Raw genomic sequence first — 26,468 nt, 5'->3', positions numbered from 1 at the left:
GCGTTATGGGTGATGGCTGAGAATATGCGACAACATTTAGCCTGACTGAACGGGGTTCACGTTCAATCTCTTCTAGGCCGGTTCGGGTACCCGTCAGTACCCCATCTATTTGCGGCCTAACTCTCTTTCACCGTGAGAACATCGCCATGCCCTATATTCAGCGCGAGCAGCGCATCATTACGATGGCTTTACAGCTGTTAGATAAGCAACTCAAAGCCAAACCCTATTCGTTGACCTCATCACAACAGACGCAAGATTACCTTCGGTTACAGCTAGAGCCAACTGAAAAAGAGGTCTTTCTTGTCCTGTATTTGGATAATCAGCACCGGTTGATTGCCCGTGAAACCCTCTTTATGGGCACCATTAATGAAGTGTCCGTCTACCCACGAGAAATCGTTAAGCTGGCCCTGTACCATAATGCAGCGGCGACGATTTTGGCGCATTCCCATCCCTCGGGAATAGCTGAGCCCAGTCAAGCTGACAAGACAATAACCCAAAAGTTAAAAGAGGCCTTATCGTTGGTTGACGTAAAAGTCTTAGACCACATTGTCATGGGTCATGGCGAACAGGTGTCGTTTGCTGAACGGGGCTGGTTATAGCTCAAGCCACCAGCCACTCACGCCCTCGTCAATTCATGGCTATTTATCAACGGTAACATGGAGATTTTCCTATGCCGACATTACCTACGCCAAAAACTGGCGTTTTTCATTTTAGATTATTACGCGATATCGCTCAGGAGGACTGGTTCAGTCTGTGTCGTCTAGTCACACTAGCCCATCGACAGCTCCGCCTGAAGCCGGAAACGACCGGTATTGAACCAATCCCTATTATCTGCAATGGCGCCGGTATCACGCCACTGCGCTACGATGACAGCCTGATAGGGCTTGGGGTTATTGTCTTCAACGGAGAGCATCATCATCAACTCAGCGGTGATACTTTTATCCTGAACCAACATCGGCATCCCTACGATCGGGGATATTGCCATACCTACGGTCACCCCTACCTCTTTATGGTCATGGCGGTGTTACTGCTGGCCCATCACACCAGCCCAACGGCCTGGAAAATCACGTCTGATGTCAGTGGTTCTGAATGGCAACATGTCGCCGACTGGTTGCTCGCTGAACTGGCGATAGTCATCGCGCTTCCCAATGGAATATCTACAGGAATAAAACCATGAATCTGATTGCTCGCTTACTGTCACTGAAGTCACTGGAAAATATTGATTTGATCCACACCGTCCGAGTCACTGAATCAGCGTTTAACGATTTAACCACGTTGGGTAGCGAAGGTATTTTCTACCCAGCAACGGAGAGTTCAGCAAATGCTGAGTATGTCATACTGGACCTTGAGTTTATCCGTGGTCACCAATTGGATTTTGATAAGCCGGCTTTTATTGAGTGGTGCCGAACACATCTGACGCTGAACATGGCTGCGTTGCAACCTTTATCGTATTTGTTTGTGATCGGAACAGATGAAGTCTGAAGCAATCTGTTGGACTGATTAATCGTTAATCGTGGTCAGTTAGAATAATTTGCTGAAGAAGTCTGTAAGTCTAGCAGATGTCTGGGACATGTCGAAAATGGAGGTAGTCAAATTCATTGGACGTTAATTAGCATTTGAACTAACTTAGCTTATAAGGTAATATTTTCCTGTGGAGGAATATAGTGTGTTTAACGTGATATTACATGATGAAGTACCCGATGAAATATCAAGTTTATCACCGGTCGTCAAAGCTAAAATGATCCGACTAATTGATAAGCTTGAAATGAATGCCACTGCATTGCGAGAACCTGACAGCAAACCACTCAGAGACGGCTTGTTTGAACTCAGAACAATGGGGACGGATATCGCCAGAGGGCTATATGTTTATCAGAAAGGAAAAAATATCTATCTACTGCGAGTGTTCATCAAGAAAACGCAGAAAACACCATCAGGGGAGATAACACTCGCGTTTGAACGATTAGAGGAGATGTTAAATGAAAAAAGTTAACGGTATTAGCTGGAACACAGTCAGGACCGATTTGATGTCTGATCCTGAAGTACAAATTGCGTATGAAGCGGAAGAGCGTAAAGAGCGTTTGCAGATCATGCTGGCAGAATGGCGTCGCCATGCTGGGTTAACCCGTGCTCAGGTAGCGGAACGAATGGGGGTAACACCACCCACAGTTTCCCGTATGGAGTCGAATATCGTTAAAGCAAGCATTGACACCCTGGCAAGATATGCCAAAGCCTGCGGTATTAAACATCCTCAGATTACGCTGTAAGATTATCTCAGGGTGGTTCCGGGTGACGGAACCACCCTGAAGGGCATGATATTTAACTCTCAGGAAAAACCAGTATCGAACCGATTCCTTTTTGATGAAAAACCAGAAGGGGGCCCAACTGGGGGCTCCATCAATTTTGGAATACAAAAATAACGTTAATTAACAATGAATATATAGGTTTATTTCGATTCCGAGTCCGGCACCATATTCATAGAAATAGACGTCAATTGACGTCTATTTTTTTATCTAAAATTCATCCATGCCCTAACGAAACCAGCAATTTCACCCTATTTTTCCTTTCTTCATTCGCTGACCTTCTCCCCCATCAAGTACCTTGTGGTCGGGATGGTTTTGTCATTATGGCAGACCAGCATTCCGGCCATTCGATCGACTGGAACTTTTTGATCTTGGAACTTCTACCACTTCCAGCCAGAACGTCGTCTCATCAGCATAGTAATATAAACGGCGCTGCATGATAGAAAAAGTATTTGGGTAGCAAAGACGCTGAACGGGAAATAATCTGGTCATCCCCTGAAATACATCATATTTATAAACTATATATATCAATGTATCCGAATTGATATTTCACATTAGTTGCAAAGTATTTATTGCCACACAATGAATTTTATTGGCAGCATTACAATTCGTGTAGATAGCGTCTATCTTTATTATTAAAGAGCAATTCGTTTCTTCGAGGCAATTATGTTCCTTAACTATTTTGCGCTGTTTATACTGATTTCGGTCTTTCTCATTATTTTTTATGGGATTATTATTCTTCATGATATTCCCTATTTGATCGCAAAATCACGTAACCATCCTCATGCAGATGCTATCCATGTAGCAGGTTGGGTAAGCCTGTTTACGTTACATGTTATATGGCCATTTTTATGGATATGGGCCACATTATATCGCCCAGAGCGTGGTTGGGGCATGCAAGGTCAACCAGAATCATTTGCACAGTTGCAGCAACGAGTAACAGAGTTGGAGCAAAAACTGGGCGATAATAAAACGACTTCATCGGAGTAATACCATGGATTTATTAATTATTCTGACATATGTCGCGTTTGCCTGGTCTATATTTAAAATATTTAAAATTCCCGTAAATAAATGGACAGTTCCAACTGCAGCGTTGGGCGGTGTGTTTTTAATTTCCGGGTTAATATTATTGATGAATTACAATCATCCTTATACTTTTCAAGCACAGAAAGCCGTTATTTCTATTCCGATTACACCACAAGTGACGGGTATTGTTATCGAAGTCACTGATAGAACAAATATATTAATCAAAAAAGGCGACGTACTTTTTAAAATAGATCCAACTCGATATAAAGCTCGTGTCGACAGACTTCAGGCGGATTTAGTCACGGCGTTGACTAACATACAGATACTTAAGGGACAATTAGATGAAGCCATAGCTCATACGGATCATGTTACTGCTGAGCGCGATCGATTATATAAAGACTACCAGCGTTATATTCAGGGAAGTAAAGCGAAGGTGAATCCTTTCTCCGAAAGTGATATTGATAATGCAAGACAGAATTTTCTGGCACAGGATGCGCTGGTAAAAGGCTCTATCGCCGAACAGGCTCAAGTAAAAAGTCAGATAGACAGTATAGTAAACGGAGAACAATCCCAAGTCGTCAGCATCAGGGCTCAGTTAGATGAAGCTAGATATGATCTTGAACAAACGGTGATCCGAGCCCCAAGTAATGGTTATGTAACTCAGGTATTAATCCGCCCGGGAACCTATGCGGCCGCTTTGCCGCTGCGTCCAGTAATGGTTTTTATTCCGGAACAAGAAAGACTGATAATCGCCCAGTTCAGGCAAAACTCGCTACTGCGTCTGCAACCAGGCGATGAAGCGGAGGTTGTATTCAATGCGTTACCTGGACAGATATTTCAGGGGAAATTAATTGCAGTTCTGCCCGTTGTCTCAGGCGGAACTTATCAGGCACAAGGAACGCTACAATCTCTGAATATTGTTCCCGGTACCGACGGGATTCTTGCTATTATAGAGCTAAATCCGAATGCTGAAGCTGAAGCCCTGCCTGATGGGATATTTGCTCAGGTGGCCGTTTATTCGGATCACTTTACCCATGTTTCTGTTATGCGTAAGGTTCTACTACGTATGACTAGCTGGATGCATTACCTCTATCTTGACCACTAACAAAGATTACGGCGAACGTCGTGGCCTGCAAGGTAACATCCGCTAGACCACCTTCTCTGGCAAAGCCGATGAAAAGACTGATACTACCCTGGTGTGCATTACAGCCACACCAGGGTAATAGTTTACTGAATATAATGAAAATACTCAGGAAAACTGTTTACTCAGCTCCGCAAAAACCAGTTCAACCGCATACGCCCCAGGATCCTTCACGCCATTGAGACTATCGCTGTTGAGGTAGGATGATCGTCCGACATTAGCTTTAGCCATAGAGCAGGTGCTCTCTGCACCTGTATGCGCCGCTCTGGCGACCTCAAATAACGAGTCGCCCTGAATAATACAGATGAAGGCCGGACAGAGCGCATCAACCATGGTACGGTCACCAATGTTTGCCCCGCCGTAATACTGCATACGGCTGAGGCCGTATGCCAGCGATTCGCCCAAGGTTTTTCCTTCAGCCAGCTTTTGCCCACAGGCGTTGAACATAATCGACATCAGCACGCCGCTGGAGCCGCCCATCGCAGTTGCCAGATGCTCTCCTACGGCAATCATCAGATCGTCGGGCTTATCTAGAGGAAGCAGTCCGTTTTCCAATGCTGACAGTACTCGCCTGGCTCCGCCCGCGAAGGTAGAGCCCGTATCACCATCGCCGACCAGCGTGTCCAGTGTATTCAACTCAGACTCTGAACTGATTAAGGTCTTGCAGATCGTTGCCAACATGCTCTGGGTTGTCTGATTAACCGAAGGGACAAAGCGATGTTCCGGAATTCGGTTTTCGGCCACCACCACTTCAGGTTTTTTGGGTTTGACCACTGATGGCCAGCCAGCGACTTCCACTGGCGCCAGCATCGCTTCGCGCAGGGCGTCCGTCAGTAAAATGACTGACAGGGAAAAGCCTTTCATGTCCAGCGCGCTGACGACCGTTGCCGGTCCGACCAGCAGTTCAACCTCATCGGCCAGTGATGAGCGAAGTACTTCGCGCGTCAGCAGCGACATTTCCAGTGCTGAAAAACCGCCCAGATTGTTCACCAGCAGCGCTTTGGGGCTGTATTTATCGGTTACGCTCAGCAGTTTGTCCACCATCAGACTGACCAGCTCGTGCCCGGTCCGGAATTGCAGCGTCTCAACGCCCGGTTCACCATGGATACCCATGCCCAGTTCGCAGGTGCCGTTATGCACGCGATTGCTATGGTTTTCTCCCGGAATGTTACAGTTGGAGAAGGCCACGCCGATGCTCACCACTTTGGCGATCGCGTCCTGTGCGGCTGCGGTAACCTCTTCGAGGTTTTTTCCCTGTTCGGCGGCAAAGCCCGCAATCTTGTGTACCAACGCCGTACCCGCCACGCCGCGCGGCTGCGGATTGTCCGGCAGGGAAATGTCGTCACGTACCATGACCAGTTCCACGCGGTAGCCAAGCTTGCGTGCTTTCTCCGCCGCCAGGCCGAAGTTCAGGCGGTCACCCGTGTAATTTTTGACGATCAGCAGGCAGCCCGCGTCGCCGGTGACGTTAATGATGGCGCTCAGTACCGCATCAACGCTTGGTGAGGCAAACACATCGCCGCAGACGGCGGCAGTGAGCATCCCCTTGCCGACAAAGCCCGCATGTGCTGGTTCGTGGCCCGCGCCACCGCCGGAAATAATCGCGACATTGCGCTTATCCCAGTCCCGGCGAACCACGATACGGATGTCCTGTCCGGCATCCAACATCGCCAGATTATTGAACGGGCTGGCGCGCAGTATCCCTTCCAGCGCTTCGCTGACCAGGTCTTCCTTGTTATTCATAAAAAACTGACTCATAACTTTTCCTCCGTTTTGTCAAATTCGGGTCGTTATCCCTGCGCCGTCAGGCCCAGTTTCTGACGACCCAGTTGGTCGGCGATAATCAGGGCGCTATATACGCTTTCGCTGGTGATGCTGAACGGCATATTGAAAATAGTTTCACCTTCGCTACAGCTACTGTCTGCCACGATGCGCATTTTTTCCTGCACATTTTCGGTAACGCCGAGCTGCTCCAGACACACCGGCAGACCAACGGTTACACAGAAATCCAGTACCTCATCAATCTGTGCATCGCTGCTGTTCTGCAACACCAGCTGTGTCAGTGTGCCAAACGCAACCTTTTCACCGTGGTAGTAGTGGTGACAATCTTCAAGCTGGGTCAGTCCATTATGGATGGCGTGCGCCGCGGCAAGACCACTGCTTTCAAATCCGATGCCACTGAGGTAGGTATTGGCTTCGATAATGCGCTCAAGCGCGCGACAGGTGACCTTTTGCTCCACCGCAATTTTGGCTTTTTTACCTTCCTGCAGCAGCGTTTCATAGCACAAACGCGCCAGCGTCAGCGCGGCTCGGGTAGTCTGACCGCCGGACATATTAGCGGCGCGGGATTCATAACACGCCTGCGCTTCAAACCAGGTGGAGAGTGCGTCACCCATGCCGCTCACTAGCAGGCGAACCGGCGCACTGGCAATAATATTACTGTCTACTATCACCATGTCCGGATTGGCTGAGTGGAACAGGTATTTATCGAACTCACCTTCTTCGGTATAAATCACCGACAGCGCACTGGTTGGCGCATCAGTGGAGGCTACGGTCGGCAACATGACAGAGCGCAAACGTTGGTAGAAAGCGACTGCTTTAGCGGTATCCAGTACCTTGCCGCCACCAAAACCAATGATACCGTCGCAGTCGTGGCTTTTCGTCAGTGCGACAATACGCTGGATCTCCTGATGGGAGCATTCTCCGCGAAACAATTCGATATGAAAATGAAGATCATCTGTTTCCCCAACAGAGAATTGGGACTGAGAGGACTGCATGACGGCATCGACCAGAATGAGCCAGCGTGAACCTAATGGTTTGATATAGCTGTTCAGTAAGGACAGCGCGTCTGGCCCTTGAATATATTTACCCGGTGACTGGATTGTTCTCATAATAAATCCTTTATAAAAAATGGAAGGTATAATCGAAGTACAAAACGCAGGTGATAATTGATACAAAACAAATTATCAGACGAGCCCTGTAGTTAAATGTTAGAAATAAGATGTAAGTCTGGTAATGAAATAGCTGTGCCAGCTTCGGTCTGGTCTATACCCGATTAACTTGAAGATGCATTTTTCAAGGCCTAGAAGTTGTCATTAATACGGCATAACAAGTTTTCGGTAATGTCTCCGTAAAAATCGGTGTACTTCTCACCGAAGAAACGCTGCTGTGGTGAATTAGTGATTATTTCTGACCCACTCGTTCATCACTTCCTATACCCGTTCTATCGAGTTCAAGTTGGGGCTATATGGGGGTAAAAAGTGAAGCTCAATATTCATCACATAAGCTCAATCCTTCACCAGGCTACTCCGGTGATAACCGGCTCCGGCGAGGATAATATGAACGTTCAGGCTGACTGGATTATGTTTCCCTGATGGCGATGAAGAACTAAGCGATATTCACGCTATTCCCACCGGTTTTCGATAGCTAACACCGTGCTTATACAGCCATTTATTGATGATGCCGGGCACGGCGCAGCTTATGCCCCACAGGTTATCAATTATGCTGACAATGGCTTGAGTTATCGGCAGAAGATTAGCCGTCAAGGTGGTGAGCTCCGCGGTCTGAGCCTCGTTAAGGCGACGTCGGACAGCTGTTTCGTGGAGCAGTGAGGAACGGGGGATCATATCTGGAGACCATCCATCAGCAGAGAGCAAAACACAGTTTATCCGCTTACAGATATGGCGCTCCCTACATATTCGATGCGGGTTGATAAGGGGTTGCTTTTGCTCTTCACTGAGATAAATGGGCATAACTTCAGGATGATCCTTATGCTGACGAAAATCAAGCAACTTCATTGATCACGGGTATAAAACTTACAGATAGCAGGCAAAGAAATGGTTAACTCAGGTCAAAAATGATGTACAGCATGTTGCAGAAACACCACTTAATTTAATGATAATGTGAAGGAAAAATGAAACGGTTCTAGGATGCTGATGAACTGGTGGAGTGCTGGAGTGCTGGAGTGCTGGAGTGCTGGAGTTTAAAGTTTAAAGAAACCCGCCTGCTCGCATCATGTGTTTTTATTTTCCACAAGAACAATTTGACTGATTAATGGGATAGCTCGTCCGTCACAAACAAGACTCGCTCGTAAAACATCATATTCATTAAGTAGAGTTTTCTCATAATCTGAACCAAGGGCCTCTATGAAAAAACTGCTGCTGCCTTCAGAGAAAATAATAAATTATAGCAACCACTAATACGTGTCTTATATAAATAAGACCACGAATAAAATTTAACAAAAACTCATATAATCTAATATTTAAGTTTATTAAACACAACACCCGTCAATTTTAAAATCTTCCCACCCCATTAATTAAATAAAGATAAAAAATTAATTAAAATTAGCAACTCACTCACTTAATATTTTTTAGCACATTATATCAAAAATTAATCATCAGACATTTTTAAATTAATGATAAAATATATTAAAGCATCACAGATCACTATTGCTTTATTAGTTGAAGTTAACTTCATAATTTTACAGTTGGTTTTAATGCTATTATTCAATCCCTTTGATAAATCATTTAATGATTATAATTTAATAAAAAGGAAAACATAAATGAATATGAAAAAAGACTATTTTATGACGGGCGAACTGGCTGAGCTTTGTAATATAGGAAAACAAACATTGATTCATTATGAGGATATCGGTTTACTTAAACCCAGTACACGTTCAAATAATCAGTACCGTTATTATTCGGTTGATACTTTCGAGACTATCTTTACAATCAAGGCATTGCAATCTCTTGGTCTTTCGCTTTATGAGATAAAAGAGTATTTACATAGTAAAAACCCTCGACGATTTATCTATTTGCTTAATGAACAGTTAACGAGTATTAATGATAAAATTTTTGAATTGAAAAAAATTGAATCGAGCATTAAAGATAAAATCAGTGTTACACAACAGAAGATAGAGTTAGAGGTAGTCAGTATGGGCTGGCAGGAAAAAGATACAATTATCGTAACCAAATATGATAAGAGTGCGACATTCCCCAGTAAATTATTTTCTAAAAACATTATGTCTCATATTAAATATTGCACTCAAAAGGGCCTGCAAGGGATTTTCTCTACCGGGGTTATTTTTGAACAAGCCGATATCTTACAAGGGAAATATAATTACTCTAATACCTTTTTTAGTAAAATTCCTAAAAATATTGATATTGATACCGATATTGATTATTACATGCAAGAGGGATTATATCTTTCAACGTACCACTCAGGTGAATATGCACCACCACCCGAAACTTATGCCAAGCTGTTAGATTATGTAACAAGTCACAATTTAAGTCTTTCAGGACCTTTTTACGAAGAGTCCATTTTAGATAGTAATTGCATGGATAGATATGAGAATTATCTATATAAAGTTTCTATTGCAGTTACACCAAATTAAATGAATTAAATAACCCAATGATACCCTTATCGATATTATTGGGTTAAGTAAAGACTAAATAAATATTACATAACAAACCCAGCAATTAAAAAAGCCATTGCTGAAATGACAAATGCAATCAATTGGTAGGGTAGATTCGCCATCGTATGATCCATCGGGTTTGTGTTGGTGAATGAACATGGCATGATGGTTGATTCTGATATTGGTGATGCATTAGTGCCAAACATAACCGCAGAGAGAACCGCGGCCAAGCATAGCACAGGGCTCGCACCGACCGAGTTAGCCATTGGCTCAACCATGGGAAAGACTAAAACAAATAATCCCCAATTTAAACTTACAGCAAACTCAGTGAAGGAGAATATCAAGAATATAAGCAAAGGGAAAATAGCTGGATTAACGTTACTTTTATCTACTAAATCAATTATATAACTAACAAACCCTAGCGTTTCAAGGCTGGCTGAAAACATCAGTGCTAGCAGTATAATGACAAACATATACACCATATCTTTTATTCCGCCGTTGATTACCGCATCTTGGCAATCCAGCGGGGTAAGTAGATCTTTAGCGACATAAAAGATAGAGGTAAGCATCAATGCAATGATTGCTCCTTTAGCACTATCAAAATCAAAATAGAAAATTAATCCAAATAATAAAATAAGAGGAACAAAAAAGTTAGTTAATGTCGATTTTTTATTTTTTGCTTTTTCTGATATCTCCTGTTCGATATCGCCAGTATCATCACCGCCGCCTTGGCTATAAATACCTTGTTCAGCCAGTTCCTCGGCCTTCTTCATTGGACCAAAAATTGGAATAATCCCAAGCACCACCAAAAATGAGATTAATACAGAAATCCAAGTGAAAAAATTCAGCGGAATTAATTGCATTAATAATGAAATACCATCACCCATATCAGCAATACCAAAGCTCTCAAACTGTTTGGCAATAAAAAAAGTCCAAATAGACATAGGTAGCAATGTACCTACCGCAACACCTGTGCTTTTCATAATATAGGTCAATAGCTCTTTAGATATTTTACGTTCTTTGGCAACAGGAAGTGTTGAAGGCCCCATAACCATAAAATGTAAATATTCATCAAAGAAGGTTAATAAGTTTAATAACCAAATTGAGATTAACGAACTTCGCTTTGATTTAGAAAACTTAAGCACTAATTGACTGAAGGCCTGAATGCTGCCCGATAATTTAATTAATGCAATAAGTGACCCAGCACAGGTGGAAACAAAGATAATCCACTGATAATCTTCACTACTCATTATTTTATAAGTACCATCAATGAAATGAGTGAACATGTCAGTTAAAGAGTGAGTGATCATAAAGCCGATTAGCAGCAATGCCCAAATAAAGCCTTCAATCATCCTTTTTGTTAAAAAAATGAACACCAGCATAAAAATAACTGGTACAAAAAGAATGGGACCAGTTACCGGCCCCTCACTTGGCATATATAACCACACAAGTGTAAACATAATAAAAATGCTGCTATAGGTAATAATTAATCTGGGTATATCTCTGAGGTGATTTTTTGTATACATATTTATTCCTCAGCAGAAGATTTATAATATGGATTATCCCAAATAGACATAACGCCATAATTTAGGCTTTCTGGATCGGCATTTTCGGCAGACATATACTCCGGCATTGGTTTCGTAAAGTAGAGCCCACAACGAGAGTAAAAACGTAATTCAGGATCTTGGTATTCTCCTTTTTCATTTTTCAACGTGATGTATTGTTCAATTGGAATTTCTGAGTGCTTATAGTATTCCGGCACACGGCAACCTAACACAAAATTTTTACAATTAATCTCAACACAAAAGTCTAAAACGCGTTGCACCAACAGCTGACCTATTTTCATACCACGAAATTTAGGTGAAACACCTAATGAGATTCCATATAAGGTTTTACCATTCGGTTGATGAGTTGAACATGTACCATTAGCTGAAACGTCAGTCCAAGTCTTTATCGGATTATCTAAATCGTAGTCTAATCTCACCGTGTAGAAATTACCGGCACCTTTATTGTCATAAAAAGCGGTAAAAAAACCCTCAGGAAAAAAAGTTAGTATTTTAGGCACATCATCAGGTTCAATATCGAGTGAGCCCCAAGCTGCGTCTTGCGCGATTTGAGCCTGATTAACTTCATATTCAGTGATGGGATTGCGGATATCTAATTTATCATTCGGGTTTTTCATCGTATGTTTCCTGTTATTCTCGGGGAAAATGAATAAAACAGGAAAACTTTAAAGTATCTGGTAACAATAGAGTCAATAGGGGGAAGCAAAAAACGACCACTACTAACTTAATGATTTTTATTGAAAATAATTTATTAAAGAAAAAACCAAACGCTTTTTTGAAGAAGTTTTAATACTGCACAGGCGATAATTGATTATTGCTATTGATTGGAGTGGCTACCCATTTAATCAATATTATATTTTACAGGCTAGCCATGTTTGTGACGGACGAATTATCCTATTAATGAGTCAAACCGTTCCTGTGGAAAAGAAAAACAATATAATGCGAGCTGGCGGCTTTCAAAACTATTATTGTCTAAATGCTTATACCAATACCTATATCAGCAGCCTCTCTCAGAGAAGTTCGTGATAAAACATCACAAAAAAATCGATTATTTATGGCGCTTTAGTGAAGGCTTTGTTTTGACAGTTTATAAATTAAAATAAAACAGTGAGTTAACTATGAATTTGATTCCTGTTCCGTGCACCGTAGCTAAACAATAAATTCATAGTGAGAACCATCCGGCAGTTCAATCTCAAGGCGCAGCTTGCCCCCAGTAGCTTCAACATAACGTTTTAGAGATGAAAGCTTCAGGTCACGGCCCGGTTTTTCCATTCCCGCCACTGTAGGCTGTTTAATCCCAAGTACCTGCGCTATTTCAGTTTGTGTTTTCTGTACTTTTTCACGCAATTCTGTGAGATGAATATTAAGCAGCATATCCGCAGCCATAATCTGCGCCGCAGCGACAACTTCAGGTTTTTCATCCGCAAGGAGCTGTTCCAGCGTTCTACCCATAACCTTACTCCTTCTTTTCTAATTCTTTCAGATAATGAGTAAATTCCCGATCGGCAATCGGGAGCATCACATCATAAAAACGTTTTTCGTTGCTCATCTTATTACCGGCACAGAGCAGAATACCGGTGCGGTATGGATCAACGGCAAAAAGTGGAGAACTTATGTTGGAAGGGAAGCCAAATACGTATTCCAACGTTTTAATGAATGCACAATGAAGTCTCTGCCGTTTTACTAGCCGTACCGCAAAACAGCGTACCAATCGAAGATAAAACAACTAGATATCAAGTGTTCCCCATCACTATAGCCAGCATATGCCGAAACCTATGTGAACCATAAAGATCGGTGTTTCCTCCTACCCACAAACGTACAAGCCGGGCTAATAAGGTACGAGTTACTATTGCAACTAAGGCAAATCTTCTTGCCTGCATCAACCTGTTGATTCGAGCCTATTCCTTCGAATCGTTACAACATTCGAAACTTTTATCATTGAAGGAGTGAGCTAATGGAAATCTTTCTATACTCGTTTAGCGTGATGTATAGCCCCGGGCCAGTAAACGCAATGGGATTAAACGCAGGTTTGGTCGGGCAGTTTAGGCGGACGGTCGGTTTCTTTCTCGGTGTTGGCTTTGCGATGTTTGTTCTTTTTATCGTGTTTGGTTATACCGGTGAAGCGTTAATTTCAAAGGCGATACTTCCTTATCTCACGCTAATTGGTGGTGGGTACACCGGTTACCTTGCGTATAAAGTCTATACTTCAAAAGTATCATTTCCTGATCGTGCCGAGGGGGTGACAGAAACCGAACTTAAGACTCTGACTTTTTGGAACGGGTTTCTTATTCAAGCACTCAATCCCAAAGGAATGATGGTGGTATTACCGGTCACAACGGTGATGTTTCCTGCAGCTCAGATAACGGGTATATTGATTTCCGTGGTTTCAGCCTTAATCGCTATTGCCGGGGCAGGAGCTCCAGCTATTTACTCTCTTCTCGGTGCCTTGATTGGATCGCGAATAACAAAAAGCTCGCACTTTGACACCTTTAATCGTTTGATGGGTTTTATATTGGCAATTTGCGCTTGTTTTATGCTTTACGATTTCTTCCTTCATTTTCACAAGGGGTAGCTCGGTATTCCACGCTGTTAAATTATTTTATATCTTGTTGTCTGATATTTTGGGCCTGTTAGTCATCGTATATATCTGCAAGTGGTGAATTTAATGTTAGAGCTACCCTCGCCAAACGATTGGGTGAAACATGCGACACAATCTCTGAAAATTGAGCGCATAGAAGCATTCTTCAATGCCCATGCATTTGATCCTCACCAGCATGATACGTACGCCATCGGGAGAACGCTCTCTGGCGTTCAAAGCTTTCGTTACAAAGGTGCCGGCAGACATAGCCTCCCGGGGGAAATAATGGTTCTTCACCCGGACGAGATACACGACGGGCATGCGGGCTCGTCTTCAGGGTTTCAATATCAAATGCTTTACATCAGCCCTGCCTTAGTCCAGCAAGTTCTTCATGGCAAACCGTTACCCTTCCTTAAAGAAGGGGTCTCCAGAGATCCTCGCATTGTAGCTGCAACTTCAGCACTTTTGAGCTCGATGGACGATGAACTGGATCCGTTAGAAGAAGATGACTCTATTTACGGGCTGGTTACTACTCTGCAAGAGGTCACTGGCTGTAATATACAACGATTAACCGGTGACTACTCAGCAGCTACGCGAGCCCGCGAATATATAGATGATAATGTTGAGCAGCCCATTACTTTAGATGATTTAGCTAAATGTGCAGGACGGGATAAATGGAGCCTGTCTAAAGATTTTCGAACTTATTTTGGCACAAGCCCACACAGATATATGACTATGCGGCGCTTAGATCACGTCAAAGCGTCCGTTTTTTCAGGCCAAACGCTTGCAGATGCATCGCTGGAGGCTGGCTTTTTTGATCAAAGCCACATGACCAAACACTTCAAAAAGGCTTTTGGGATATCACCTTCTCGATGGTGCCAATCTCAGGGTTGAATTCATGCATAGCTGCTAAAAAGATCAACCCTGAGCATCTGACTCTAACTTTTAGCTTAACGATAAAAATTCTTCGTCATTAAGCACAATTAACGGCTCAATATCGCTCTCTTTTTTGATAACCAAAGACTCATCCCCTCTCAGACATGCGCCGCCGTAGCTACCACCGATAGTAAAGGTACACACTTGAATATACTTACCCGCGACCTTTGGTAAACACCATAATTCTTGGTAAACGTTCTTCTGCTCAGCGAAGTTGCCATGGGTTTTGTCCAGCAGCTCTTCATGCTGGTTGATCAGATCAATATTATCACCGCAGCGCCCGGCGATCGGTTTTACCGCATAGCCGGTTTTAATTAGCTCATCGTTAACTTCAAAGTCGGTATCCAGCAGATAACGATGGTGAGGAAACAGCGACCATAATACCGGTAAGATTGCCTTATTACCTGGGATCACCGTCCAAAATGGCTCAAACACCATCACTTCAGGGCGCAGCAGTACATCGATAAGGCGCACTTCATTTTCAGGGTGCCCGGTACGAACGGGTACGGCTGCGTATTCGGTTTCACTGACTTCGCGAACTCGCTCAATAGCGGTTTCCCATGCCCACGTTTTCCATACGCAGTTCACCAAACGACCATCGCCGTCGATCAACTGGCCGGTAGCATCCCAGCGTAATTCATCGAGGCCGAAAAGAATTTTACTTTCAAATCCGGCTTTAGTCAGCGCATTCTGCATAAAGCGAGAGTGGTAATTCTCCTCGGAGTCCTTATCCTGCATAATATGTACAAAAGGGCGCGCACGACTATGCTTCCACGCTTCCACCAGTTCATCAAACAGGTCTTCGCCCGGATTATAGCCTGAACCGAGGTAGCCATTGTTCTTCCACTGCTCCAGAATCACGCCCGCTTCCGTATGGCAAGATGCCGAATCAGCGTTGTATTCATAGGCCTTAAGCCCCCGCTCATCCATACAAAAGTCCATACGACCGGTTATCATATCGTGGCGACGGCGTTGCCATGAAAGCCTCAGCCGAGGCCAGAGAATCTTCGGAATATCAAACAGCGCCAACAAGTTGTCATCTTTAAGTACCTTATCGGTCGCATGAAGATACATCAGGTGCAGCTCGTTGGTTGCCTTAATCAACGCCTGCTCCGCACTTTTTGAGATGGTGAAGTACTGATAAGGATCCTGATTAATTACCTGGCCCTTCGACTGAACATACACCTGCTGTAGCGGGTCCCGCTCATCAAGCCATGGTGAGTCAAACTGCCCTTGGTTAACCAAACGTTCACCATGAATCGCCAACTGTTCGGCAGGCACGGAAGGCTGTGGCAGACTATGTCTAAGATCGCCGGTCTGGATCATCCAGCCTAAAATAACGGTATCGTCGAAAGAGTCCATGATGGTGTATTGACCATCCTCTATCGCCAGCGTCAATTCCCGCGTCCACTGCTGTCCCGGGGGAAGTATTGCGTCAATCACGTTTTGTTCAGCAATTCTCACCTTATTGCCCAGTAGCTGTGTAATCACCGCAACGTGACCGGTGTGTTTAAACTCGCCGCCCTTTTGCCAAATCAGCAAGGCTCCGGCAACCGGCGGCTGCAACCCACCGTTAGCAAATGCCTGTAGAGGAAGAAGATTATCGTTAACCACCTCACGCAAAAAGCGTAAGGAAAATATTTCGTAAGCCATCCCGACGTCAGTAAAAACCACACCGTAGTTCAAATACAGAAAACGACGGGCAAACTCGACGCATTGCCACTTATGCCCCATATATTCATTATCGATGTAGCTACGAAAAGATACGTCATTTCGATAATCTCCGGGCGCCAGAGAGTCATAGTTCGATGAATATATCGCTACGCCACCGGGCGCATAGCCCAGCAGTGTTCCAAAGGGTGCATCCTGACGGGTAGAGCTTTTGCTCATGAGATATACCTTAAAGCCACAGGCTCACGTGGTTAACAGAAGCCCTGAACGGCTCGATTTTTGACATTAACGGTAGAAGTTAACTAATGATAGACCCATTCAAAGTGTGACTAAAGTAGAGGGAAAATAATTTTTGAGTAATGGGGGGAGTTTATTGCTTTCGGGTGGTGGTGCATTTAAAGACACTAAAGATTACCGGAAGGTATAGATCTGAGAGATTAATCAGCCTAATCATCGCCCCTCGCCACACGGCCAAAAACGAGATACATATTCCAGCAGTTGATAACAGGATGCCCTTACTCTGCCGATCTGAAATCTACCCACAGGCAACTGGCGGAGGATTAGTTCAGCGCATCAAGGACCAGTTTGCAGTTTGATAAATTGTACACGCTGCCGGAAGGCCGACGGCTTAGTTCAGCGCTGCTTTGATCTAAAATTGAGCGTTCTTAATTAAACCCGATATAATCGACTAAATTTATAACATTACCTTTTTATTATGCTGATAAAATACCGAAACTTTGATAGACATAATGGAAATATATAAAGATAAAGAAGGCTAAAAATTGCCACCTCATGATAATAGATCGAAAATCATAATAACATCGCTTAGAAAATCCAATTGATATTGAACTACCCTAAGCATCGACTCATTTATTTATATCTATTTTTAAATATTAGCCATTTCGTTTTCAAAAGCGTAATCAACATTATACTTTTCTGCATTAAAAACATTCCGGATAGAATTAGCACGCTGAAGATTTAGCTTTCAGCTTATCTATTCGTATCTGTGATAATAGAAACTATCGTCTATCCGGACACATTTTTATTGTCAAAAACACCCTATCTCTATGTGATTCATTAACCATCCAGCCGGTAAACCCTGAAGTTAAACAGAGAAAAATGATGAAAATAATTGCTATAAATGACATTTTCATTTGCCAGTAACATCCATTTTATCAAGCAGTTATAATATATTTTAATTTAAGATTATCAATGTGTTATCGCATCTAATCTTTTTATATACCAGTACATAAATCGACATAACTAAGCTGAAGGTAATAGCGAAAACAACTTACTAATTACACTAATAGTTACGCAGGTTAGTGTTTTTGGTTTATATATTTCCCTTGGAACGTTTTATTACACGACTTACATTTATATCGCTGTAAACCAATACGGCTATATCCATACTTATAGATGTCTACACTGCTACAATGAAAACATTCACGCATCTGCTTATATCTAAAACCCATATTTAACATTTTATAATTCCAGGTTGCGGCAAAGCCTTTCACCGAATATATCCACAAAAGAGATATGGATATATCCAGCAAAAGAACTGACAATGCTCTGTTTTAATTAAGCGGCTAATCTAAAATCAGTGTAGTCGCTTATTTTCAGAGTGCGAATATACCGGTTATTTCTATTTCCATTGATACTTCACACCCACGACGGCACGATTACCGGAGTAGTCATTGGAACCCATTTGGTGAGCAACATGCCCCCAAACCGCCCAGTTTGCAGACATTTGCCCTTCAACACCGACTTTCACTTCGTAACGGTTGTCAGGCGTATCGTCTTTAAACGTATAAAGAGTATTAAAGTCGATTTGATTTTTGGCGTTATTGTGTAACCAGTTAGCCTCAACAAAAGGTTGAACTGATTTATCCTTCTCATACTGGTTAGCATAAGTCAGCCTTGCCCCCAAACGGGTTTCGACGCTGTTATCGCGTTCACCTTTCACGTTTAACCCGGTATCGTGGAAACTATCATCAGACTTGTATGAGTTGAAAATTGCCTGCGCCTGCGGCGTTAATATCCAACGCTTATTTTCACTTTGTTGATAAGCGTTAACTTTATAGCCGGCTTCTACCGAAGCACTGAATAAATGGCTGTCATAACGAGACTCACTGCCGCTCATTGATACTTTGTTATCAAACCAGGAATATTGAGTCCATACATCAACATAGGCGTTATTTTCATCTTTCTGGTTTTGATACCAGGTACCGTACATTCCCAGGCTATAAGCGCGATCGATCTTACCTTTAGCTTCGCTGCCGGTTGTTCTGGAACGGCTGGTATAGTCAGACCGGCCAAATGCCCCCATTACCCCAATACGGGTTGTGGAGTCCATCCGGTCATTCCAAGAGAGGATGTCGCCACCTAATTGGGTGGTATACCTATTCCCTTTCAGCCTTAACATATTGTCAGCAGCGTTATGACGTTGACGATCGCCGACGATCCGTAGCCATACAGATGACGCGTTATCATCACCTTTTAAGCTGTCTGCATAGCTAGGCTCGCCCAAGCGGTCGTGCAAGGTCATGGAGAACATACCCAGCGCTGCCGTTTGGTTTGCCAAATAGCTACCGATAATCGGAGATATATTACGAACCGGTGGCTTATCATTCTCTTTCGGCGGATAGACCGCGGTATCGTACGAATCTAAATACCAGCTATCGTCCCCATAGCCTTTGTGTAACAGATACTCATAAATACCAATCGAGACAGGGGCACCTAACTTAAATGCGCCGTTGTCAGACTTACCGCCAACATCAACAACTTCAATCGCATCCGGCTGTTTGCGCGTATCTGCGCCTTTACCGCCTACGGTTTTAATGCTTAATATCGTTGGTCCGTTTGCGCCGGTTTTAACATCTCCGGCAACAACCAGCCTGTCCGTTTGTGTCTCTTCATGACCGCGGTTAAGGACGGTATTCAGCCTAATCGTCCCCCCGTTAGCCACAAAATTACCGACAACGTTTAAGCGACTGCCGGTTCCGTTCTGACTGGCTAACCGAATCTGACCGCCGTTATTAGCAAAATCACCGTTGACTAAATACGCCGTTGAGTTGGTCTGCGTTTCTTTATCCAGTTCACCAACGATAAAGGTACCCGCATTCTCAACCCCGCCTTTAATTTCACCCTGACCGGTGAAAACCGCGCTTTGTGCAACTTTGACTAAGCGGCTATTCAGCGTCAGCGTTTCATCATTGGTACCCGCGCGCAGAGTACCGCTCTGAATATCGGTGACGCCGGTATACTGAGCAGACTGTGTCGTCAAAGCTAATAGGCCAGCGCCTTGTTTAACCAGCGTTCCTGCGCCGGTAACTGAATTATCCAGTGTCCATGGTTGAGCGCTATTATCGTGAGTTACCACAAAGGTGCCGACGTTAACAACGCTGCCAGTTCCTAAATGATTTTGCGTAGCAACCCGCAGCGTACTGTCGCTATCAGTAGTAAACACACCGCTAAAGCTGTCGTTATTTCCGCTGAGTGATACATCAGACTGACGTAAAACATCAACCAGTCCTGCCTGACTCAGTTCATTAACCAACTGGCCTTTAGCGCCATCAATCAATAACTTGCCGTCAACGTTAATATTGCTATTGCCTAAACCGGCGGTATTGTTCATCGTGATTTGAGCAGGCGACTCAATGGACACTCTCGCATGCATTGCTTGGTTCTCACCGTCAACGGTCAGAACGCTGTTTTGCACGATCAACTCACCGACTTCACTGCCGCTAATCCGGCCGCGTGAAACCCCGCCTTGCTGAAGGGTCAGCTTGCCGTTACCCAGTGCCAGCGCAGAACTCGCGACGCTATTCATTTTGCCAACGGTCTGCTGTATGCCATTGCCCTGTGAATCGGTAAATTCAACTGCGGTCCGGGCGGCCATATCTAACAGTTGGGTTTGCCCGATAGCATTGTCAGCCTCCAGGCGTAGCTTTCCTTTGCGTACCCAGGTTGTTCCGGTGTAATCATTAAGATTATTAGATAGCGTGATATATTCGCTATCGGTATCAATGGCCAAATCTCCCTGACCGGTAATTTTTGCCGCCAGGTTGCTGTCTTTACCTGATTTACCCTGTGCTGAAGACAGCACCAGCGCATTTCCTTGCGTACCTTGCAGATCAATTTCAGTCAAACGGTATGCAACATATAGCCCGTCAGAGGCACTGGCTCTGGTCACTGTTCCTGCGCTGGTTTGCAGCCCATAACCATAGGTCGCCTTAGCGACAACTCCGCCATTTTGACGCAAATCCTGATAGGTATTTTGAGATGTGGTATCAATTGGCACACCGTTTTTATCAGTTAATTCCAGCGTCAGGCCGCCGATATACTGGGATGCAGCAACGGCATCAACCAGCCTGACCAAGGCATCACCTTCATCCTGCTCTAATAACGGCCGTTTAAAGTCCACGTCAGGGGTTGGCAAATGATCAAAACCGTCAGCCATGGCCTGTACTGTGCCTTTTGCATTACTGAGCTGTAGATCGTTAACCTTGATATCACCGTTAAGTTTTTTACTTCCGATGACATTGTCTTTAAACACCAACGTACCGCCGTTGATGGTTAATCGATCGAACGACTGCTGACCTACGTTTGCCCGTACGGTGGCAACCGAGTTGGCATTAATATCCAGCAGCGCTTTTGCCAGCGCGAGAGTATTCCGTTCGGCAATATCAAAGGTGCCGTTGGTTAAGCGCAGGGTACCGATGAAGTTATCTTTGGCAAAATTAGCACTCGAATCATTAAAGCTGAACGCCTGACCGTTAGTAGATGTCTCCATCATGCCGGCACCCTGAACCTGATGATTTAAGGCATATCCGTTATCCTGATTGATCAGCAGTCGCCCTGCTTTTTCAATAGTAATGCCGTCTTTATTCTGTGTACTTAACGTAATATCGGTGCGGTTGAGTTCAAAGGTTCCCTCTTTGATCAGTAGATTCTCAAAGCCGTTGACGTTACCGCCATTTTTTAACACATAGTGGCTATTTACGCCCTGAAGGACCAAAGCATCGTTAGTTCCGGCACCCGCAGCAAGCGTGCTGAAAATAGTGTCACTTTGCGCTTTTTGAACATTATTCAAAATAAACGTATTGCCTTCGAGACTATTACCCGTGGTCGCATCCCCCAGATGAGTACCGCCGTTCATAGTAATAGTATTGCGCCCCTTACCCAGGCTAAGTGAATCCAGTACCGCGCTGTCGGTTAACGTCACGCTGTTATTACCGTTTTTCGCAGTAATCTCTTGAGTATTAGACTGGCCTTTAAGGTTAAATAAGTTTGCGCCGCCCCCCAGTTCAACAAGCTCTGTTTTTGCCTGCCCTGAGATGGTTACGCTGTTATTACCGTCTTTAGCTTTGAGGTGGGAAGTGGTACCGGTGAGCCCGATAAGATTATCGCCGCCCCCCAAAAGAGCAGAGCCATTAATCGTTCCGGAGTTATTAAAGGTCAGGACGTTGTCGTTATTTTCCGCATCAACGGCCTTTTTGTCCTTAGTTGAAGTAATTTCACCGCTGTTGGTAAAGGCAAAGGCATTCTTCAGCTTGGTCAGGTCAACAACGCTGCTATTGTTTGAATTAGAGGTCAGCTTTCCGCTTTGAACAATGGTTTGGCTCTCTCCTTCAACAACCAGAGCCGATTGCCCTTCCTCCGATTCGATATTCACGTTCATGCCGCTTTTAACGCTACCCGAAGTATTGGTTTTGATGCCGTTACCGTTTTTAGCGGTTACGTGAATAGTGACGCCTTTAGCGTTGCTGGTATCGAGATCTTTAGATGCCATGGTCGGATTTTGATTTTCATCTTCACCCGCCAGACGCAGCCCCGCACTGTTTTCACCGCTAACGGTAATATCACCGCTTCCCGACAGTTTGAACGTTTGTCCGGTATTCGTTTCAGTATCGACATCCAGTAGATGAATACCGTTACCTGAACCCGTAACGCTAATTTTGGCGTTCTGCAACGTTAACTGTGAGCCGGCATGAGCACGAACACCATCGGCGCTGCCCTGACCGATAACCCGGCTGGCGGTGGTTTCGCCTTTTATCGTCATTGATGCATCACGGTTTAAACGGATCGCGGCAATACCGTCATTGGCTTCGATAATCCCGGCATTATTGACTACCGAGTTTTTACCGTAAATATCAATACCGATACCCTTTACTTTGATTTTGGCATCGTCACTGTTATTTAATGTACCGCCGTTTACATACATCCCAGTTGCGCTGGCAGCTTGGCTAAAATCAATTTCACCCTGATGATCCAGAATTCCACCGTTAATTAGCTTATAGCCAATCGCACCATTGGAGATATTACCATCGGTCTGACTTGTACTGAGTTTGGCATTTGAAATGAGTTTGGCTTTCGGCGCTTTGTCTGCCAGACGGTTACCATCCAGATCGTAGTAAGCACCATCAACGGTGGCTATGGTCGCGTTATCACCGGAAATGTTGATCTGGGTATTTTTATCTAAAGTCACGCGCCCATCTGAGCCGGCACCGCTGGTCACATAGAGCCCGGTGGCATTATCTGCCTCAACGTTCAATTCCATATTGCCGGTGGTGAGCTGAGTTCCATTATCTGCAATATAGAATCCCTGGCTTCCTTCACCTTTGACGCCAAATTTGTAGTACGGCTGATCTTGCGATCCGGCCCCGTCAAAAGTGGCTTTTTGGTCAACGCGGAACAGCGTGGAGTTTTTATTCTCTATCTCTAGCTCAACGGTGTCTTTCCCAAAGTCGATTCTTGAACTTCCTTCGTCATCACTACCGCTTCGCCCTGCAATCCAATAGCCGATCTGATTTTCAGCCGCGCTATCGAAATCAACCTTACCGTCTCCGTTCAGCGTAACTACGCCACCAACACGAGCAAATACCCCAACCGTATTGTTACCTTCAATTTTTATTGTGCCTTTCACAATACTGACGTGGGCATCATCGGTCCGAATACCGTAGGTTCTAAGCGCCTTTTTGCCCCCTTCAAGAATGGTATTACTATTTTTAGCCGTAATATTGCCGCTGTGAATCACGTAACTTTTATTCAGAGCCAGCAGGCCAATAGACCCTTCACCATCAACGTTAATATTGCCGGTATTCTCAAATAGTCCCTTAGCCTGATTAGCCCCCGATACGCGCATACCGACAGAGCTCGATCCGTTGACGATAATATCGCCGCTATTTCTTACCGTTAGCTCAGTATTTTCGGCCGCTTGCCCCAGAGACTGGACGTTTAATCCGACGCTTCTATTAGCCTGTTTACCAATGGAAATAGTGCCGTTATTAATAATTTGGTATTTGGCATTATCATCAAGCCCGTTCAGAATGGCAGAAATGCCGTTAGATACCGTCTCAACGCTGTATGTACTGTCTCCCACGCCGCCCAGTAACGGATTGGTATCTGAGCCAATGACCATATCGCCATTATTGATAAACGAACCTTTAGCGACGTGAACGCCGGTAGCCGTTCCCTGGCCTTTACCAATCCCGTTTTCGCCAATGGTAATAACCGCATCTTTGCCGTTTTCTGCTGATGCATTACCTGAAACCGTCAATGCAATATTGCGCAGTCCACTGCTATTGGAAGGATCGTTGTTATTAAGATCAAAGGCTTCTACCGCTATTTTGCCTTGGTTGGTATATTTCCCTGCGCTGCCGGTTACTTCATCGCCGTAAATTCGGCTGTTGTCTTTACCTAGCAACAACAAGCCCGTGTTGGTGTATGTGGCTTCACTGACATAAGCATTTTGGCCGCGGTAGTCAGAAACAATAGTGTCTGCATGATGGGTAACGCTGCTGCCGTCGTGGGCATAAACATTAAATGCACGATACTGACCTGAATCCGCATTTGTTTTAGCAACAATATCGGCACCTTTCTCAATGGTCAGCGTCGCATTATCGCCGGTAACTTCAAAAATAGCCCGTCGCCCGATGCCGGCCTTCATCGCATCTGTCAGGCCAATGCTCTTATCTTCCAGACTTTTTATATTCAGCTCGACGTGATAATAGGGATCGTTGTCAGTGACGTTTACCACCGCCAAAGAGAATAGCTCTTGATATCTTGATGCGGATAAACGGTTAGCTTTTACAGCGGCAATCAGCAATTGGTTGTACTCTTCCAAACCTTGCCGATCGCCAATATCGATTTGCTCGCCGGTTTTATAGGCGATATCGTTAAATTCAAAATCATTTAGCGTTTTATCTGCTAATACGTATTCTGCTAGCTTGTAGGAAGGTTGAATTTTTTGTGCATATTCACCGGAAGAAAGGCTCAGCGCAGGAGATTCACCAAAAGTGACGTGAAGCTTACTGGATGCGTTGATATCAGCCTGTTTACCACCTGTTGCATCGGCAATAAACAGAGAACTCTCTTTTATATGATTGATATTCCAATCAATTATATCATTAGCACTTAAATTGAGAGCACCATCACTAACGCGTACCAGAGTTAAATGATAAAAAGGAGACTCATAGGGCTGCTCCTGTAGAACATAAGCGCCGAGCTGAGTATTTGTAACTTTTTGTATTTTCGAAGTATCGTAAACTCTTAATGTATCGGTTTCACCGGCTTCATTCTGCCAGCTAATTTCACCTGTTGAATCTAAATCAGCAATATCCGGCAGCGTCCAATCAATAATAGAGCTTAATTGAGCATCTCTTGTCTCTATCTTATTTTCGACATACTTATCTATCGTTAAAATTTTATTTTCAAGCGTATTTAGCTTTTGTAGTTCATCCAGGGTGTAATATTTAAGCGTATAGTCAGCGGCACTATCAAAGCTTGGATTATTATTATCATTTAGATTTAAGCCAATGATATTACCAGAATCTATCTTCTTTTCTTGCTTATAATTATTTGAGTGTTCTTCAAGTTCAACAATAGAACCATTTTCTAATTTCACTACCGTACTTGGTTTATAACTTGTTTCTAAATACTGACTATCAGCGAGTGGAATGAGTTCGGTATCTGCACTTACAGGACAGGATAGAAACAGGCTTACAGCCGCTACAACAGCGATGTTTGATGATGATTTAATTCCTTTTGCCAGCTCTGATGCTACAACACTATTCCCTGTGCGCTGATGTTTAACGACCTTAAATATCCGGTTCATAGTGCATAATCTCTTTATTAAATTAGCTCATCATCCCATTTGATATCCCAGGCCATTCCTTGATTTTTTTACCGTATAAAAAATACATCCTTGATATACATTTCTATTTTTATAGAAATAAAAACCCCCAGCCCGAAAATTAAATAACTTTCAGACGATAGCTGTCATATTTGTATATGAAAATAATTAAGCTCTTAACCTAATAAAATTAAGACATAAAACCCCCTACAAATTCAATATTAAAACAACCAACAACAACGTATTCATTAGCTAGAAAATAACACAAAAACACCCATTTAATGATTCAAAACATAATAGCAACAAAACAGATAACATCAACAGATTAGATCGACTAGTCAAAATAAAACAATACAAAAACCCAACAAATATGACACAAGTAGATCATAAAGCCTTATTTGTATTTTTAAATAAACATAAGATCTAAATAATGAAAATATTCAGAACAATAATACGAATGTAAATATAACAACAACAATAATAACAACTAATAATTAATTTATTTTGAATTAAATTAATTACAATTAAAACAATTTGTTACAAAACCAATGATGAGTAACAATGCTTAAATTAAGGATAACTATTCATTAAGGGCGATATCAAAGCGAAGAAAACAGAGGTAGGTTGATTAGTGATGCAAATCACAACTAAACCAATTAAAAGTAGACAAACCCAACAAAAACGAGGCCTGTATATCAGAGTCAA

Annotated in this window: 19 protein-coding genes and 3 pseudogenes; 11 read left to right on the top strand and 11 right to left on the bottom strand. The window is 43.5% G+C overall.

From position 1 onward, the window contains the following. The first annotated feature begins 146 nt into the window (after positions 1-146). From radC to YWE_RS0113080, 7 genes are all read left to right on the top strand, one after another. Positions 147-599 carry a RadC family protein gene (gene radC / locus YWE_RS0113110; protein WP_036015996.1) on the top strand — a complete coding sequence of 151 codons (453 nt, stop codon included), beginning with the start codon at positions 147-149 and terminating at the stop codon, positions 597-599. Positions 600-670: 71 nt separating this feature from the next. Beyond that, entirely contained in the window at positions 671-1,177 is a 507-nt protein-coding gene (locus YWE_RS27285; protein WP_051323333.1) for a hypothetical protein, read from the top strand. Continuing rightward, entirely contained in the window at positions 1,174-1,482 is a 309-nt protein-coding gene (locus YWE_RS0113100; RefSeq protein WP_029094949.1) for a hypothetical protein, read from the top strand. Before YWE_RS27285 ends, YWE_RS0113100 begins: the two co-directional genes overlap by 4 nt. 184 nt (positions 1,483-1,666) lie before the next feature. Then, positions 1,667-1,990: a type II toxin-antitoxin system RelE/ParE family toxin gene (locus YWE_RS0113095; protein WP_029094948.1), complete on the top strand. Its 324-nt coding sequence runs from the start codon at positions 1,667-1,669 to the stop codon at positions 1,988-1,990. Beyond that, a complete protein-coding gene (locus YWE_RS0113090; RefSeq protein WP_193759554.1) occupies positions 1,977-2,264 on the top strand; it encodes a helix-turn-helix domain-containing protein in 288 nt (95 codons plus the stop codon). The genes YWE_RS0113095 and YWE_RS0113090 overlap by 14 nt, the downstream gene beginning before the upstream one ends. Positions 2,265-2,966: 702 nt before the next feature. Continuing rightward, the gene (locus tag YWE_RS0113085) at positions 2,967-3,290 is read left to right on the top strand and encodes a DUF3302 domain-containing protein (protein ID WP_029094946.1); all 324 of its coding nucleotides are present in this window, start codon (positions 2,967-2,969) and stop codon (positions 3,288-3,290) included. Positions 3,291-3,294: 4 nt separating this feature from the next. Beyond that, positions 3,295-4,431, top strand: coding sequence for an HlyD family secretion protein (locus tag YWE_RS0113080; RefSeq protein WP_029094945.1), 1,137 nt, complete (start codon positions 3,295-3,297; stop codon positions 4,429-4,431). 144 nt (positions 4,432-4,575) lie between these two features. Here the strand turns inward: YWE_RS0113080 and YWE_RS0113075 are convergent, their stop codons facing one another. From YWE_RS0113075 to YWE_RS31925, 4 genes and pseudogenes are all read right to left on the bottom strand, one after another. Beyond that, on the bottom strand, positions 4,576-6,225 hold the full coding sequence (locus YWE_RS0113075) for a dihydroxyacetone kinase subunit DhaK (protein WP_029094944.1): 1,650 nt from the start codon (positions 6,223-6,225) through the stop codon (positions 4,576-4,578). 32 nt (positions 6,226-6,257) lie between these two features. Further along, positions 6,258-7,361 (bottom strand): glycerol dehydrogenase, encoded by a 1,104-nt coding sequence (locus YWE_RS0113070; protein WP_029094943.1) that lies wholly within the window; start codon positions 7,359-7,361, stop codon positions 6,258-6,260. A 321-nt stretch (positions 7,362-7,682) separates the two neighbouring features. After that, positions 7,683-7,811 (bottom strand): annotated as a pseudogene (locus tag YWE_RS31930) (transposase); the annotation flags it as partial. A gap of 54 nt (positions 7,812-7,865) precedes the next feature. Then, entirely contained in the window at positions 7,866-8,219 is a 354-nt protein-coding gene (locus tag YWE_RS31925; protein WP_029094942.1) for a COG3415 family protein, read from the bottom strand. Positions 8,220-9,028: 809 nt separating this feature from the next. Between YWE_RS31925 and YWE_RS0113055 the strand changes: the two genes are divergently transcribed. Beyond that, on the top strand, positions 9,029-9,859 hold the full coding sequence (locus YWE_RS0113055) for a MerR family transcriptional regulator (protein WP_029094941.1): 831 nt from the start codon (positions 9,029-9,031) through the stop codon (positions 9,857-9,859). Positions 9,860-9,924: 65 nt separating this feature from the next. On the opposite strand, the gene YWE_RS0113050 is transcribed toward YWE_RS0113055, so the two are convergent. Together YWE_RS0113050 and YWE_RS0113045 are read right to left on the bottom strand one after the other, a co-directional pair. Further along, positions 9,925-11,406: a Na+/H+ antiporter NhaC family protein gene (locus tag YWE_RS0113050; RefSeq protein ID WP_029094940.1), complete on the bottom strand. Its 1,482-nt coding sequence runs from the start codon at positions 11,404-11,406 to the stop codon at positions 9,925-9,927. A 2-nt stretch (positions 11,407-11,408) separates the two neighbouring features. Next, positions 11,409-12,062 carry a GNAT family N-acetyltransferase gene (locus YWE_RS0113045; protein ID WP_029094939.1) on the bottom strand — a complete coding sequence of 218 codons (654 nt, stop codon included), beginning with the start codon at positions 12,060-12,062 and terminating at the stop codon, positions 11,409-11,411. A 193-nt stretch (positions 12,063-12,255) separates the two neighbouring features. Between YWE_RS0113045 and YWE_RS31415 the strand changes: the two are divergent. Continuing rightward, positions 12,256-12,378: pseudogene (locus YWE_RS31415) on the top strand (IS4 family transposase); the annotation flags it as partial. Positions 12,379-12,594: 216 nt separating this feature from the next. On the opposite strand, the gene YWE_RS0113040 reads toward YWE_RS31415, so the two are convergent. Together YWE_RS0113040 and YWE_RS27280 are read right to left on the bottom strand one after the other, a co-directional pair. Next, positions 12,595-12,897 (bottom strand): helix-turn-helix domain-containing protein, encoded by a 303-nt coding sequence (locus tag YWE_RS0113040; protein ID WP_029094938.1) that lies wholly within the window; start codon positions 12,895-12,897, stop codon positions 12,595-12,597. Positions 12,898-12,901: 4 nt separating this feature from the next. Then, a pseudogene (locus YWE_RS27280) lies at positions 12,902-13,045 on the bottom strand (type II toxin-antitoxin system RelE/ParE family toxin); the annotation flags it as partial. A 354-nt stretch (positions 13,046-13,399) separates the two neighbouring features. On the opposite strand from YWE_RS27280, the gene YWE_RS0113030 reads away from it, so the two are divergent. Continuing rightward, on the top strand, positions 13,400-14,017 hold the full coding sequence (locus YWE_RS0113030) for a LysE family translocator (RefSeq protein ID WP_029094937.1): 618 nt from the start codon (positions 13,400-13,402) through the stop codon (positions 14,015-14,017). 93 nt (positions 14,018-14,110) lie between these two features. Beyond that, complete coding sequence (locus YWE_RS0113025; protein WP_029094936.1) at positions 14,111-14,917, top strand: AraC family transcriptional regulator; 807 nt, start codon at positions 14,111-14,113, stop codon at positions 14,915-14,917. Between the two features lie 51 nt (positions 14,918-14,968). On the opposite strand, the gene gss is transcribed toward YWE_RS0113025, so the two are convergent. The 3 genes from gss to YWE_RS0113015 all read right to left on the bottom strand — a co-directional run bounded on the left by gss (position 14,969) and on the right by YWE_RS0113015 (position 25,745). Further along, positions 14,969-16,849, bottom strand: a complete 1,881-nt coding sequence (gss, locus tag YWE_RS0113020; protein ID WP_029094935.1) for a bifunctional glutathionylspermidine amidase/synthase — start codon at positions 16,847-16,849, stop codon at positions 14,969-14,971. A gap of 1,100 nt (positions 16,850-17,949) precedes the next feature. Then, the gene (locus YWE_RS31410; protein ID WP_428829268.1) at positions 17,950-18,081 is read right to left on the bottom strand and encodes a transposase-like zinc-binding domain-containing protein; all 132 of its coding nucleotides are present in this window, start codon (positions 18,079-18,081) and stop codon (positions 17,950-17,952) included. 191 nt (positions 18,082-18,272) lie between these two features. Beyond that, positions 18,273-25,745, bottom strand: a complete 7,473-nt coding sequence (locus tag YWE_RS0113015; RefSeq protein ID WP_029094934.1) for an autotransporter outer membrane beta-barrel domain-containing protein — start codon at positions 25,743-25,745, stop codon at positions 18,273-18,275. Between the last annotated feature and the right edge of the window lie 723 nt (positions 25,746-26,468).

It is taken from the genome of Budvicia aquatica DSM 5075 = ATCC 35567, from assembly GCF_000427805.1.
Taxonomy (GTDB): domain Bacteria; phylum Pseudomonadota; class Gammaproteobacteria; order Enterobacterales; family Enterobacteriaceae; genus Budvicia; species Budvicia aquatica.
This window is presented reverse-complemented; position numbering and strand designations above follow the sequence as displayed.